The organism is Neisseria sp. (assembly GCF_030523955.1).
In the GTDB taxonomy this organism is placed as follows: domain Bacteria; phylum Pseudomonadota; class Gammaproteobacteria; order Burkholderiales; family Neisseriaceae; genus Neisseria.
This window is the reverse complement of sequence record NZ_JAUNHL010000071.1, coordinates 1-12,410: the sequence shown is the minus strand read 5'-3', so window position 1 is coordinate 12,410 and position 12,410 is coordinate 1. Positions and strand designations below refer to the sequence as shown.

At 55.5% G+C, this 12,410-nt stretch carries 8 protein-coding genes; 3 read left to right on the top strand and 5 right to left on the bottom strand.

What is annotated here, in order from left to right:
- Positions 1 to 233: 233 nt before the first annotated feature.
- Positions 234 to 755, bottom strand: a complete 522-nt coding sequence (locus Q4C79_RS11835) for a gluconokinase, GntK/IdnK-type (RefSeq protein WP_303091227.1) — start codon at positions 753 to 755, stop codon at positions 234 to 236.
- A gap of 25 nt (positions 756 to 780) precedes the next feature.
- Positions 781 to 2,166: a GntP family permease gene (locus Q4C79_RS11830; protein ID WP_303091226.1), complete on the bottom strand. Its 1,386-nt coding sequence runs from the start codon at positions 2,164 to 2,166 to the stop codon at positions 781 to 783.
- A gap of 319 nt (positions 2,167 to 2,485) precedes the next feature.
- Between Q4C79_RS11830 and Q4C79_RS11825 the strand changes: the two genes are divergently transcribed.
- The 3 genes from Q4C79_RS11825 to sodA all read left to right on the top strand — a co-directional run bounded on the left by Q4C79_RS11825 (position 2,486) and on the right by sodA (position 4,735).
- Positions 2,486 to 3,178 carry an ATP-binding cassette domain-containing protein gene (locus Q4C79_RS11825; protein ID WP_303091225.1) on the top strand — a complete coding sequence of 231 codons (693 nt, stop codon included), beginning with the start codon at positions 2,486 to 2,488 and terminating at the stop codon, positions 3,176 to 3,178.
- 1 nt (position 3,179) lies between these two features.
- Positions 3,180 to 3,965 carry an iron export ABC transporter permease subunit FetB gene (gene fetB / locus Q4C79_RS11820; protein ID WP_303091224.1) on the top strand — a complete coding sequence of 262 codons (786 nt, stop codon included), beginning with the start codon at positions 3,180 to 3,182 and terminating at the stop codon, positions 3,963 to 3,965.
- Positions 3,966 to 4,111: 146 nt separating this feature from the next.
- Complete coding sequence (gene sodA / locus Q4C79_RS11815) at positions 4,112 to 4,735, top strand: superoxide dismutase [Mn] (RefSeq protein WP_303091223.1); 624 nt, start codon at positions 4,112 to 4,114, stop codon at positions 4,733 to 4,735.
- Between the two features lie 96 nt (positions 4,736 to 4,831).
- On the opposite strand, the gene Q4C79_RS11810 is transcribed toward sodA, so the two are convergent.
- Genes Q4C79_RS11810 through Q4C79_RS11800 form a run of 3 tightly spaced genes read right to left on the bottom strand, consistent with a single transcriptional unit; the run spans position 4,832 to position 12,277 of the window.
- Complete coding sequence (locus tag Q4C79_RS11810; protein ID WP_303091222.1) at positions 4,832 to 7,936, bottom strand: multidrug efflux RND transporter permease subunit; 3,105 nt, start codon at positions 7,934 to 7,936, stop codon at positions 4,832 to 4,834.
- Entirely contained in the window at positions 7,933 to 11,037 is a 3,105-nt protein-coding gene (locus Q4C79_RS11805; protein ID WP_303091221.1) for an MdtB/MuxB family multidrug efflux RND transporter permease subunit, read from the bottom strand. Before Q4C79_RS11805 ends, Q4C79_RS11810 begins: the two co-directional genes overlap by 4 nt.
- Positions 11,038 to 11,053: 16 nt before the next feature.
- Positions 11,054 to 12,277 (bottom strand): efflux RND transporter periplasmic adaptor subunit, encoded by a 1,224-nt coding sequence (locus Q4C79_RS11800; RefSeq protein WP_303091220.1) that lies wholly within the window; start codon positions 12,275 to 12,277, stop codon positions 11,054 to 11,056.
- Between the last annotated feature and the right edge of the window lie 133 nt (positions 12,278 to 12,410).

Genomic DNA, 12,410 nt, shown 5'->3' with positions numbered 1-12,410 from the left:
GTGCTTATGAGGTGCTGTTTCGAAAAACGTTGCGCTTGGTTTGACAATTCAAGGGCAAAAACCGCGTATGCAAGGCAAAAAGCACAGCAAGGTTGAACACCTTGCGAGCATTTTAGCTTCGCAAGTCCGCTACGCTACCTAACGCCGCAGACGGGTTTTTTTGACCAAAAACACCGCCGTTGCGTTAATTGTCGACAGACCCTAAGACACCGTACGGCTGTTAGACTGAACGCTTATTTTATGAAGCCCTGCCCTTTTACCCATTCCATCATTTCGGCTTCCACTTCCTCGGCACTGCCGGGGTTATCGATGCGCACGCCGGCTTCGTCTGCGCCCAATTCTTCGAGAATCGCCATTTGCGAATCGAGCATATCCGCTTTCATATAGTGCCCTTTGCGCGCCATCATGCGCGCGAGGTTCACTTCATACGGCGGGGCGAGGTGGATAAACACCACCCTGCCCTCGGCTTCGCGCAGAATGTCGCGGTATTGGCGTTTGAGCGCCGAGCAGGTAACGATGCTGTAAGGCTTGCCCGCACGCGCCTGCGCGGTCATCCAATCGCGCAGGTTGCGCAGCCACGGGTAGCGGTCTTCGTCGGTGAGCGGAATGCCTGCACCCATTTTGTCGCGGGTTTCCTGCGTGTGGAACTCGTCGCCCTCGGCATAAGGGCATTGGAAATACTGTTGCAGGGTCAGGGCGGCGGTGGTTTTACCGCAGCCGCACACGCCCATCAGCACGAAATGTACGGTATCCATGATATTGCTCCTTTACTTACTTTACTTATAAGATGCTGAACGCAAGGGCGGAAAGTGCGAAGCCGATGGCGGCAATCAGGGTTTGGTTAACCGTCCAGGTTTTCAGCGTGGTGGGCACGTCCATATCGAGCAGGCGGCCGACCAGCCAGAAGCCGGAGTCGTTGAAATGGCTCACGCCCACGGAACCGGCGGCGGTGGCCAAAACAATGCAGGCGAGCTGCCAGTCGCTGTATCCGGCGGCGGCTACGGCAGGCGCCATCAGCGCGGCGGCGGTGGTTAAGGCAACTGTGGCCGAACCTTGTGCGATACGCAAAGCCAGCGCCACCAAAAAGCAGCCCAACAGCACGGGAATGCCCAAATGGCCCATGCTGTCGGCCAAAGCCTGGCCGATGCCCGAAGCGCGCAACACGCCGCCGAACATACCGCCGGCACCGGTAATCAGAATCACCGAACACACGGGGCCTAATGCGCCGTCTACCGTTTTTTCCAAAGCTGAAGCTTCCTCGCCGCGTTTGCGGCCGAGCACAAACATGGCCACCAACACCGAAATCAGCAGCGCAATGGGGGTGGAGCCTATCATGCGCAGGGTCTGCACCCAGCCTTCATCGGCGCTCACCACTTTTTCGGCAATCAGCGTGGCCAAACCGGTGTTTAAGAAAATCAGCAGCATGGGAATCAGCATGATGCCGATAACCGTGCCGGCTTTGGCCGGCTCTTGCGGCGGGTCGTCGTCTTGTTTGCCGCCGCTCAAAATATCAGGCACGGGCACGGCGAATTTGCGGTCGAGCACTTGGCCGAGCAGATAACCGCTGAAATACCAGGTAATCACCGCCAGCGGCAGGCCGAGCAGCAGCACATGGCCGATGTTGGCGCCGTAAAATTCAGAGGCCGCAATCGGGCCGGGGTGCGGCGGCAGGAAAACGTGCATCACCGAAAACGCGCCGATAGAGGCCATGCCGTAAGCCAAAACATTGGCTTTCATGCGGCGGGCGGTGGCAAACACAATCGGCAGCATCACCACCAAACCGGCGTCGAAGAAAATCGGGAAGCCGAAAATCAGCGAAGCCACGCCCAAAGCGAACGGCGCGCGTTTTTCGCCGAAAGTGCGGATCAGCGCATCGGCCAGCGATTGCGCGCCGCCGGAAGTTTCCACCAGGCGCCCGAGCATCGCGCCCAAGCCCACCAATAGCGCCACGCTGCCGAGTGTGCCGCCGAAGTTTTTTACCAGCACATCGTTCACGATGCTGCCCATCGGCAGCCCGGTGGCAATGGCGGTAAGCAGGCTGGCAATCATCAGCGTAAGCAACGCGTGCACGCGGAATTTGATGATTAATATCAAAATCAGCAGGATGGCGCCCGCCGCAATGCCGAGCAGCGTGCCCGTGCTTAAAGTTTGCGTCCAATTCTCCATGATTTGAGTCCTCTATAAATTATTTACGCCGCAATACACCAAAGCTACAGCGCCACCGCTGGGACCGGCCACTGCGGACGCGGGTATTATGACCGAAAACCGATCAATTTATCGTTTTCTTTACAATGAAAACAGCGAAAATTGATAAAGCTCAGAATGAAGCAAGCAAGATGCCTGTCTGAAAACTTTTCCCGCAACAAAAATCAGTTTTCCGGCCTATTCTTTGCTTTCAGACAGGCCTATGCATCGCCCCTAGCGATATAATCCCCTCATCATCATTTCCGTCTTTCTATCGCTTCAAACAAAGGAACACAAGCCCATGCCTGCCTCACCGCTACTTTGCGGCCGCGGCCTCACGCGCCTGACCGATAACGGCCGCATCTTGCTGCACCCTGCCGACCTTACCGTTTGCGCAGGTGACCGTATCGGCGTACAAGGTGCATCGGGAAGCGGAAAAAGTGTTTTATTACGCACCCTCGCCCTGCTCGATTGGCCCGACAAAGGCCAGTTGCTTTGGCAGGGTAAAACGGTAAACGGCGCAACGGAAGCACAAATTTACCGCACCCGTGTAGCCTATGTGCGCCAACAGCCGGCTCTGATTGCCGGCAGCGTAGCCGACAATCTCTCTATTCCGTTCACCCTGAAAGCTTATAAAAACCGCCGCCAAGATATGGCCTCCATTGATAAAATGCTCTCGGCCATCGGTCGCGAGCACGCGTTTCTGAATGCAGACAGCGCCAATCTTTCCGGCGGCGAAGCACAACTGGTCTGCCTGATGCGCGTGTTGCAGCTCAATCCCCGGCTGCTGTTACTGGACGAGCCGACCTCTGCGCTTGATCCCGAAGCGGCGGCGGCGGTAGAAGCACTGATACGCGGCTGGCAGCAAACGCGTCGGGATAATGATGAGCACGAAGGGGCTTATATTTGGATTTCGCACAGTCCCGATCAGCTAGCCCGCATCGCAGATCAAATCTGGACAGTGCATCAAGGCGTTTTAAGTACAAAGGCGTAACATGGATAAAATAACTTGGACCGATTTAGGCATCGCCTCGGTATTGGTGTGCATCAGTTTGGCCATCTCACTGTGTTTGCGCTTGGGGCTGGCCAGACGCATCGGCATCGCGGCCGTCCGCACCGTGATTCAGCTCACAGCCATCGGCATGATTCTGAAGCACGTTTTCCAAGCCCAGCATCCTCTTTGGATTGTCGTGATTGCACTGGTGATGACCCTCACCGCCGGTCTCACCGCAGGCGGGCGCGGGCGCTACGGCTATCGGGGCTTGCGGCGCGATGCCTTATTAACGATGTGGGCTACCTCTTGGATAGTGGCCGCCATCGGCTTTTACGGCGTATTACACATCAAACCTTGGTACGATCCGCAATATGTCATACCGATTTTAGGGATGATTCTGGGCAATACTTTAAGCACGGTCGCTCTCACCTTTGACCGGCTTTTGCAAATGATTGCGCAACAGCGCGGCCAGATTGAAATGTTGCTTTCGCTCGGCGCCACGCCGTGGGAAGCTTTTCAAGACATCGCTCGCCAATCTGTCGGCGCCGGCATGCTGCCCACCATCAACAGCATGAGCGTGGTCGGCATCGTCAGCCTGCCCGGCATGATGACCGGCCAAATACTTGCCGGCGGAGATCCCGAACAAGCGGTTCGCTACCAGATTGTGATTATGTTTTTTATGTGCGCCGCCTCCGCACTCGGGGGCATTTTGGCCGCTTGGCTGGTTTTCCGCCGCTTTTTTAGCAAAAACGCCTGTTTTTTACCGCAAAAATTACAACGCCATTGATAGCGCAATGAAGCAGATATCTTTCACATCCAGCCTTTCGTTGGCAAAAAACCATACGGAATCTGAGGTTTTTTTGACTTGCGGATAATTTTGATAATTATTATCATAAAGAACCAATCTGACAGTCTTACCGGAAGGAGCCTGCTATGGCCTATACCCTGCCCGAACTCGGCTACGCTTATGATGCGCTGGAGCCGTATTTCGATGAAATGACCATGACCATCCACCACAGCAAACATCACCGTGCCTATGTAGACAACGCCAATGCCGCGCTGGAAAGCTTGCCGGATTTTGCCGCGCTCGGCGTGGAAGAACTGATCGGCCGTTTGAGCGAATTGCCGGCCGACAAACAAACCGTTTTGCGCAATCATGCCGGCGGCCACGCCAACCATAGTTTTTTCTGGAAAAACCTCAAACAAGGTACCCGGCTGCAAGGTGAATTGAAACAGGCCATCGAGCGTGATTTCGGCTCTGTGGAAGCTTTTCAGGCGGAGTTTGAAAAAGCCGCCGCCAGCCGCTTCGGCTCCGGCTGGGCTTGGCTGGTACTCGACGGCGGCCGCCTCAAAGTGGTTTCCACCGCCAACCAAGACAGTCCGCTGATGGGTGAAGCGGTAGCCGGTTGCCAAGGCTATCCGTTAATCGGCCTTGATGTTTGGGAACACGCTTATTATTTGAAATATCAAAACCGCCGCCCCGATTACATCAAAGCTTTCTGGCACGTGGTGAACTGGGACGAAGCCGCCAAACGATTTGCCTCGCAAACTGCTTAATGGATGGTAAAAAAATGCCTGTCTGAAAAGTTTTTCAGACAGGCATTTTCATTTTTATAGTTTATAGGCAATTACATTTAAACCACCTCTAGCGGATCATTTCCCTTCCGGCTCAACCTGCCGCTGTTGCGGCAATTGTCCTGCTTTCCCGTTTGCATGATGCCGCCATTTGTCCAACAGCAGATACACGACCGGCGTGGTATAAAGCGTGAGCAATTGGCTTAACACCAAACCACCGGCAATCGAAATGCCCAATGGGGTGCGCAATTCGGCACCGTCCCCGCGTGCGAGCGCCAACGGCAATGCGCCGAAGAGTGCGGCCAAAGTGGTCATCATAATCGGGCGGAACCGCAGCAAACAAGCTTGGAAAATGGCTTGCCGCGGGCTTAAGCCCTGTTCGCGCTCGGCTACCAGCGCGAAATCCACCATCATGATGGCGTTTTTCTTCACAATGCCGATTAGCAGCAAAATACCGATTAGGGCAATAACATCGAACTGGCTGCCGAACATCATCAGGGCGAGCAAGGCGCCGACTCCGGCCGAGGGCAGCGTAGATAAAATGGTAACCGGATGAATCAGACTCTCGTATAACATACCCAACACCAGATACACCGCCAGCAATGCCATCGCAATCAGAAAAGGCTGGCTGGAAAGCGACTGCTGGAAGGTTTGCGCGGTGCCTTTAAAACCGCCGATGATGGTGCCGGGCAGGCCGATCTGGCTAACGGCGCGTTCGATATCGGCGGTAATGTCGGACAAGGCGATGCCCGGTTGCAGGTTAAACGATAAAGTGGCGGCGGCAAAACCGCTCTGGTGGTTTACTGAAAGTGCTTTGGCTGCGGGCACCCAGCTGGCAAAAGCCGATAAAGGTACGGCTTCACCCTGATTGTTGTTGACATACACCGCATTGAGCCCTTCCGGCGTTTGCAGGTATTGCGAATCGAGCACCATCACCACGCGGTATTGGTTGAGCGGCCGATAGAGGGGGGAGACTTGGCGCTGGCTGAACGCATCGTTCAATACTGCGTTCACGCCCGCTTGGGTGACGCCCAATCTGGCCATTGCATCGCGGTTGAATTGCAATTCGGTGGTCAGCCCTTTACCGTCCAAATCACTGTTTACCTGAGTGATACCCGGTATTTGCTGCAAAATCTGCAACACTTTGGGCACCCATTCGCGCAACTGCTCCAAATTGTCGCCTTGCAAGGTATATTGGTATTGCGCACTGCTGCTTCGCCCGCCGACGCGAATATCCTGTGCAGCCTGCAAATAGAGGCTGGCACCGGGCTCGTCAGCCAATTTGCCGCGCAAACGCCGTATTACCTGTTCGGCGCTGTCTTGCCTTTCAGACAGGGGTTTGAGCGCAACAAACAAGCTGCCGGAATTGCTGGAACTGCTGCCTATGGTACCCATGACGTTTTCTACCGCCGGATCTTCCCCCACCACTTTCATAAACCGCTTGAGCTTCTCGTTCATCGCCTGAAACGAAGTGGACTGGTCGGCGCGTATGCTGCCCATCAATACGCCGGTATCTTGTTGCGGGAAAAAACCTTTGGGTACGATATTGAACAGCCACACATTCAAGGCCACGGTAGCACCCAACACCAGCAGCATCAGACCGCTGTGTTCCAAGGCCCAAGCGAGGCTTTTGCGGTAGCCATCGAGCATGGTGTTTACCGCTTTTTCACTCAAGCGCGCCAGATAAGAAGGCGACTTTTGTTCGCTTAACGGCTTGAGCCAGCGCGCGCACAACATGGGCGTGGTGGTGAGCGAAACCACCAGCGAAATCAAAATGGCTGCCGATAAAGTAACGGCAAACTCATGCAGCAAGCGGCCGACTATGCCGCCCATCAGTAAAATCGGGGTGAACACCACCACCAGCGAGACGCTCATCGACACTACGGTAAAAGCCACTTCTTTTGCACCGATAACAGCGGCTTCCAGCGGCGGCTTGCCCTCTTCGATATGGCGGGCGATGTTCTCCAACACCACCACCGCATCATCGACCACAAAACCAGTAGCGATGGTCAGCGCCATCAAGCTGATGTTGTTGAGCGAAAAATCCAGCAGGTACATCACGGCAAAGGTGCCGACCAGCGACACGGGCACGGTAACCGCCGGAATCATCGTGGCACGCAGATTGCGAAGAAACAGGAACACCACCATCACCACCAAACACACCGACAAAAGCAGCGCATGCTCCACTTCGCGCAACGATGCGCGGATGGTCGGGCTTCTGTCCATCACCACTTTCATATTGATGGCAGCCGGAATTTCCTGCTGCAAACGCGGCACGGCTTCGCGGATGCGGTCTACCGTATCGATGATATTGGCACCTGGCTGGCGGAACACCACCAGCATAATGGCAGGTTCGTTATTGAGCATGCCCATATTGAGCACGTTGCTGACGCTGTCTTCCACCTTGGCCACATCGGCCAGCCGGATGGCCGCACCGTTTTGATAATTCACAATCAGCGGCAGATAATCGGCCGCTTGGGTGAGCTGGTCGTTGGTTTGGATCTGGTACGCTTGCCCGTGTTGCTCGACATAACCTTTCGGGCTGTTGTTATTGGCTGAAGAGAGCGTGCTGCGTATGTCTTCCAAATCCAGATTATAGTGAGCAAGCTGAGTGGGATTGACCGCCACCCTTATCCCCGGCTGTGCACCGCCGCCGACGGCTACGTCTCCCACGCCGGGAATCTGCAACAGTTTCTGGGAAATAATGCTGTCGGCCGCATCATACATCTGTGCACGGCTCATCGAATCGCTGGTCAGGCCGAGTATCATAATCGGCGAGTCGGCAGGATTAACTTTACGGTAGGTCGGATTGGCCGGCAATGCAGGCAGCATACTGCGTGCAGCGTTAATCGCCGCCTGCACTTCGCGCGCCGCACCGTCGATGTCCCTGCCCAAATCAAATTGCAGGGTGATGCGCGTGGTACCGAGCGAACTGGAAGAGGTAATTTCGGTAACCCCCGCTATCCGACCGAGCGTGCGCTCCAACGGCGTGGCGACCGTAGCGGCCATGGTTTCCGGGCTGGCACCGGGCTGGCGGGCGGAAACCGAAATGGTCGGGAAGTCCACTTGCGGCAAAGGCGCAACCGGTAACAAGCGGAAGGCCGCCGCGCCCAACAACAACACCGCCAGCGTCAGCAGCGTGGTAGCGACGTGGCGTTTGATGAAGGGAGAAGAGATATTCACGATACCGCCCCCGCCGTATCCTGCGGCCGCTTGCCTTTATTGCGTCGCGCCGCCAACCGGTCGAACCACAAATAAATCACCGGCGTGGTAAACAGGGTTAAAACCTGGCTCAATAATAAGCCGCCTATCATGGTGATCCCCAAGGGTTGGCGCAATTCGGAACCCATTCCGCTGCCCAATACCAACGGTACCGCACCGAACAATGCGGCGAAAGTAGTCATCAGAATCGGCCGCAAACGCAAGCGGCAGGCTTCGAAAATAGCCTGCTCGGGCGCCATTCCCTGTTCCCGCTCTGCCGCCAGCGCAAAATCAATCATCATGATGGCGTTTTTTTTCACGATGCCGATTAAGAGAATAATGCCGATGATGGCTATCACGCTCAAATCTTTGCCGGTCAGCATCAGTGCCAGCAAAGCCCCGATGCCCGCCGAAGGCAATGTCGAGAGGATGGTAACCGGATGGATATAGCTTTCATACAGCACGCCCAACACGATATACATGGTTACTATCGCAGCCAGCACCAACCACAGGGTATTGCTGAGCGAGGCTTGGAAGGCCATCGCCGCACCTTGGAACTGGGTACGGATGCTGCCGGGCATCTTCAATTCCGCTTCCGTCTGGCGAACCAAATCCACCGCTTCTTCGAGCGATACGCCTGATGCCAAGTCAAACGACACCGTGCTTACCGGAAATTGTCCCAAATGGTTAATCGACAGATAGGTTTTGCGCTCTTCCAGTGTGGCAATGGCCGACAAGGGCACGGGCGTTCCCGAAGCGGTTGCCACATAAATACCGGCCAAACCGTCTATGCCTGTCTGAAAGCGCGGGGCGGCTTCGAGCACCACTTTATATTGATTGGTTTGGGTGAAAATGGTGGAAATCAAGCGTTGGCCAAAGGCATCGTAAAGCGCGTTGTTCACATCCGACATGCTGACGCCCAATCGCGACGCGGTGGTTCTGTCTACGTTCACATAAGCCTGCAAGCCTTCATCCTGCCAGTCGCTGCTCACGTTTTTCAGCTGCGGCAACTTCTTCAACGCCGCAACCAGTTTAGACACCCACTGCGACAACTCCGCCGTATCCGGCGATTGCAAGGTGAAACGGTAAGGATTGCGACTGGTGGCGGTTTCTATCGTCAAATCCTGTACCGGCTGGATAAACATCTCGGGCATTTGCGGTAAATCCGCTACCGTTTGCCGCATACGCGCCATCACTTCGTTGATGTTGCCGCGTTCGGCTTTGGGTTTGAGGGTAATCTGCATCCTGCCGCTGTTGAGCGTGGGATTCACCCCGTCGCTGCCGACAAACGAAGCGATATTGTCCACCGCCGGATCTTCCATCAGCTTATCGGCCAATTGCTGCTGCATCTTCACCATCGCCTGATAGGAAACACTTTGCGGCGCCTGGGTAACCACTTGCAAAGCACCGGTATCCTGCAAAGGAAAAAAACCTTTGGGCACTGCGATATACAGCAGCACGGTCAGCACCATGGTCGCCAGTGTAACCAGCAGTGTAGCCCTCTGGTGTTTCAATACCCAGGCAAGCACGCGTGCATAAGCATCGGAGAGTTGGTCGAAAAACTCACCTGAAACCCGATAAAAACGGCTTTGTTCTTGCTGCGGCAGGTGTTTAAGCAGGCGCGAGCACATCATCGGCGTGAGTGTGAGCGACACCACCGCCGAAATCAGTATCGCCACCGACAAGGTAATCGCAAATTCGCGGAACAAGCGCCCGATGACATCGCCCATAAACAGCAACGGAATCAACACGGCAATCAGCGAGAGCGTGAGCGAGATAATGGTAAACCCGATTTGCTTGGCGCCCTTGAGCGCCGCCTGCATCGGCGTTTCCCCCTCTTCCAGATAGCGCTCGATGTTTTCAATCATCACGATCGCATCGTCCACCACAAAACCGGTGGCAATGGTCAACGCCATCAGGCTCAGGTTATTCAATGAAAAACCCAGCAGATACATCACGGCAAAGGTGCCGACCAGCGAAATCGGTACCGCTACCGCAGGGATAAAAGTCGCGCGCCAGTTGCGCAAAAACAGGAAAACCACCATCACCACCAAGCCCACCGCCAGCACCATCTCGAACTGCACATCGTTAACCGAAGCGCGAATGGTTTGGGTGCGGTCGCCCAGTACTTCTACGTCGACCGAGGCAGGCAAACTGTTTTCCAACTCGGGCAGTAATTGCTTGATGCTGTCGGTAACCTCGATCACATTGGCGCCCGGTTGGCGCTGCACATTGAGGATAATCGCCTGCCGCCCGTTGGCCCAAGCACCAAGGCGGCTGTTTTCCGCCGCTTCCACCACGTCGGCCACTTCACCCAAGCGTACCACACTGCCGTTTTCGGCTTTTAAGATTAACTGCCGGTATTCTTCCGGCGATTTGAGTTGGTCATTACCGTCTATGGTGGCCGCCCGTGCCGGGCCGTCGAAACTGCCCTTGGCGCTGTTGATATTGCTGTTGGCCACTGCGGTTCGGATGTCCGCCAACGTCAGCCCCATCGCCGCTAATGCTTGCGGATTGGCCTGCACCCGCACCGCCGGACGCTGGCCGCCGCTGATGGTGACCAACCCGACGCCGGAAACCTGCGAAATACGGGTGGCCAAACGGGTATCGGCCAAATCCTGCAATTGAGTCAGCGGCATAGAGGGGGAAGACACCGCAATGCTGATGACCGGCGTATCGGCCGGATTCACTTTGTTATACACCGGCGGATTGGGCAAATCAGAAGGCAACAGACTGCCTGCGGCATTAATCGCTGCCTGCACTTGTTGTTCGGCCACATCCAACGCCGAATCCAAATCAAATTGCAGGGTAATCACCGACGAACCGCCGGAAGATCGGGAGGTCATTTGCTCCAAGCCCGCCATCTGGCCGAACTGGCGCTCCAGCGGTGCGGTTACCGAAGAAGACATCACATCCGGGCTGGCACCCGGATAAAGGGTAACTACTTGAATGGTCGGATAGTCGACCGCCGGCAGTGCCGATACCGGCAGCAGGCGGTAGCCGAGAACGCCGCACAGTACGATGGCCAGCATCAGCAATGCGGTGGCCACCGGTCGCAAAATAAACAGACGGGAAGGATTCATCGCCGGCACCTTTTCATCAGGGTTGCGATGAAGCAGAAGCAGCAGCCGGCTTGCCGCTTGGCACCGCAGCCGCTTGTTTGGCGCGGTCTACCGGATGGATTTTGGCACCGTTGCGCAGCTTGTCGAGGCCGTCCACCACCACCGTTTGCCCCGGCGTAACACCTTGCAGAATCTGGGTATTGAGGCCGGAAACCTCGCCGGTTTTCACCGGCACCACTTTCACCGTATTACCGGCTTCCACGAGATAAACAAAACTGCCCTCCTTGCCTGTCTGAAGAGCGGCGCTCGGCACCAATACCGCGTTATCGATTACGCCCAAATCCAGCTTCACATTCACAAATTGATTGGGAAACAGCAGCTGGTCGCCGTTTTCAAACGAAGCTTTCAAATTGAGCGTACCGGTAGCGGTATTAATCTGGTTGTCGATGGCGAGCAAAACGCCGTCAGCCAGTTTCCGGCTGTTGTTTCTATCCCACGCCTCCGCCTTTAATTGCGCCTGATTTTTACGCGCCTGCACCACCTTGGCCAAACGCTCTTCCGGCAGTGAAAACACCACATTAATCGGGTTATCCTGCGTAATCGATACCAAGCCGTTGGTATCGGAGGGAGTCACCACATTACCCGGATTCACCTGCAAAAGGCCGATACGTCCACTAATCGGCGCGGTAATACGGGTATACGACAGGTTAACTTTGGCCGCCGCCACGCTGCCTTGGTCGAGCTTAACCGTACCGGTATACTGGCGCACCAGGGCAGCTTGGGTATCGACCTGCTGGGCGGCAATCGAATTTTGCGCCTGCAAGGTTCGGTAGCGCTGCAAATCGAGTTTGGCGTTTTCCAAGAGTGCAGTATCGCGCAACAACTGTCCTTCCGCCTGCATCAGCGCCGCTTTGGCGGCACGGCTGTCCAATTCGGCCAACAACTGGCCTTTCTTCACGTAATCGCCTTCTTTGAAATACACTTTTTCCAATGTCGCGCTCACTTGCGCACGCACTACGGAAGAAGCGGCGGTGCTCACCGTACCGATCGCCTGTGCCTGTATCGGTGCACGCTGCACCACCACCGGCGCCACGCCTACTGCAGTAACACTCTCGCTGCGGCGGTTGCCGGCTGAGCCGTTCGAGGCAGAATCGTCCACCGGTTTCTGGTATGCCCACCAGATTACGCCGCCGGCGGCCATTAAAATAAGAATGGTAACCAGCCATTTGTTTTTATTAGATTTTTTATCAGAACCTGACATGTTTAGTCTCCCGTGGGCCAGTTTGGAAAAATACGGCCACCCCATTTTTACTGCCATTCGTGTGTAAAAGTTTTCTTTTATAGTGAATTAAAATAAGAATTCCAAACTTTACTCCCCCCCCCCTTACCAGCAG